Source organism: Pseudomonadota bacterium, from assembly GCA_010028905.1.
In the GTDB taxonomy this organism is placed as follows: Bacteria; Vulcanimicrobiota; Xenobia; order RGZZ01; family RGZZ01; genus RGZZ01.
This window is the reverse complement of the sequence record RGZZ01000723.1, coordinates 1-1,798: the sequence shown is the minus strand read 5'-3', so window position 1 is coordinate 1,798 and position 1,798 is coordinate 1. Positions and strand designations below refer to the sequence as shown.

General features: G+C 70.2%; 3 protein-coding genes. All 3 read left to right on the top strand.

Annotation, left to right across the window (positions count from 1 at the left end; all coding sequences use genetic code 11):
* Positions 1-53 precede the first annotated feature (53 nt).
* Genes EB084_24730 through modB form a run of 3 tightly spaced genes read left to right on the top strand, consistent with a single transcriptional unit; the run spans position 54 to position 1,782 of the window.
* Positions 54-449, top strand: a complete 396-nt coding sequence (locus tag EB084_24730; protein NDD31470.1) for a hypothetical protein — start codon at positions 54-56, stop codon at positions 447-449.
* A 35-nt stretch (positions 450-484) separates the two neighbouring features.
* Complete coding sequence (gene modA / locus EB084_24725) at positions 485-1,225, top strand: molybdate ABC transporter substrate-binding protein (protein ID NDD31469.1); 741 nt, start codon at positions 485-487, stop codon at positions 1,223-1,225.
* Positions 1,222-1,782, top strand: coding sequence for a molybdate ABC transporter permease subunit (gene modB / locus EB084_24720; protein NDD31468.1), 561 nt, complete (start codon positions 1,222-1,224; stop codon positions 1,780-1,782). The genes modA and modB overlap by 4 nt, the downstream gene beginning before the upstream one ends.
* The last annotated feature ends 16 nt before the right edge of the window (positions 1,783-1,798 follow it).

Here is a 1,798-nt window from a genome sequence, read left to right as displayed (position 1 = left end):
TGACGCGGCGCGCTGTCACCGAGCACACCGGTGCAGTCCGAGAGGAGGCCGCAGTGGCTCCACCTGGCGAAGACGATCGACGCAGCGAAGCCCGGCTCAGCCCAGGCGATCTCGAGTGTGACATCGAGGGCACCCGTTTCGCGCACATCCTCGGCGTAACCATCGGCGGGCACGGCATGCGCGTCATGACCGACAAAGCCCTTCCGAGCGACAGAGCGGTAGGGGTTGAGGTGCACCTCACCGACACCGAGTCGCTGAACTTCAACGGCCTCAGGGTCTGGTCAGAGTCGAAGAACTTCGAGTTCACCCAGCGCTTCATCAGCGGCGTTCGGTTCGTCGACCCGGACCCCGCGGCATGTGAGCGCCTGCACGCCTTCATCGAAGACTTCCTGGCGCGCGAGCACCCGGAGAAGAACCCCGCGGGCGGGGGCGCGAACGAACCGTCCTGAGCGCGGTGAAACCCCTCCCCTCCGTCTCTCTCGCCATGGCGACGCTAGCGTTGCTGCTCTCCGCTTCGTGTGTACGCCACCCCTCTGCGACCGTGAAGGTTCTGGCCGCGGCCAGCCTCGTCGATCTGATGGGTGAGGTGACCCGCGCGGCGCACGACAACGGGCTCGAGGTGCGGTGCTCGTTCGCCGCGTCGTCGCAGGCCCGCGCGCAGATCGCCCACGGCGCTCCCGCCGACCTCTTCGTCTCGGCGTCCATGGAAGACGCGCGAACCCTCGTACAACAAGGTCTGGCGGAGAAGCAGACCGGGGTGTCTCTGTACCGCAACCACCTCGTGGTCGTGGCCCCCGTCGATGGCGCGGTGCGCGCACTCGATGACCTGCGACAGCGCGGTCGGCTTGCCCTGGGAGACCCCCGCATCGTACCGGCCGGCCGCTACGCCGAGCAGTCGCTTCGCCACCTCGACCTCTGGAGCGCCCTCGACGGTCGTCGGGTGCTCGGCGCCGATGCGCGGGTCGTGCTCGGCTGGGCCGCGCGCGGTGAGGTCGACGCCGCCGTGGTGTACGAGACCGACAGCCGCAGCGAGGCCACGCGCCTGCGGGTCGTGACCCGCCTGCCCGACGACAGCCACGCCCCCATCGTGTATGTCGCCGTGGTTCCACGCCAGGCCGACAACCGCGAGGGCGCCGCCGCGGTGCTGGCGCTGATGGCCAGCCCGCGCGGTCGCGAGGCGGCACGGACCCACGGCTTCGAGCCCATCATGGAGCCCCTGCCGTGAGCGACGCCATCGCGGGCCCCGTTCTTCTCTCGCTCGAGATCGCGGCCATGAGCACGGTTCTGGTGATGCCGCTGGCCGTGGCGCTGGCGTGGCTGCTGAGCCGCTCGGCCCTTCCGGGCAAGAGCCTTCTGTCGGCCGTGGTGAACCTGCCCCTGGTGCTGCCGCCCGTGGTCACCGGCTTCTTTTTGCTCGACCTGCTGGGACGGCACGGCCTTGTGGGGGCCGCGCTGGCCCCCTTCGGCGTGAGCCTCCCCTTCACGCGCTGGGCGGCGGTGGCGGCGTCGGTGGTGGTCTCCCTTCCGCTTGCGGTCTGGACGACCAAGGCCGCCTTCGACGGCATCGATGGCGCGCTCGAGAATGCCGCGCGCGTGCTGGGACGCAATGAGTGGTCGGTATTCACCGAGATCACCCTGCCCCTCTCACGTCACGGCCTGCTGGGCGGAGCCGTGCTCGCCTTCGCACGCAGCCTGGGAGAGTTCGGCGCCACCCTGGTGGTGGCGCCGAACTCTCCCAGGCTGCGTGCGAAGGCGAGCACGGCTCCGCCCAGCAGGCCGTGACGTGAGAGGGGCAGGG

What these genes read in the sequence shown, in the direction of transcription:
- modA (NDD31469.1), top strand. Translation starts at nt 485, where the DNA reads ATGGCGACGCTAGCGTTGCTGCTCTCCGCTTCGTGTGTACGCCACCCC.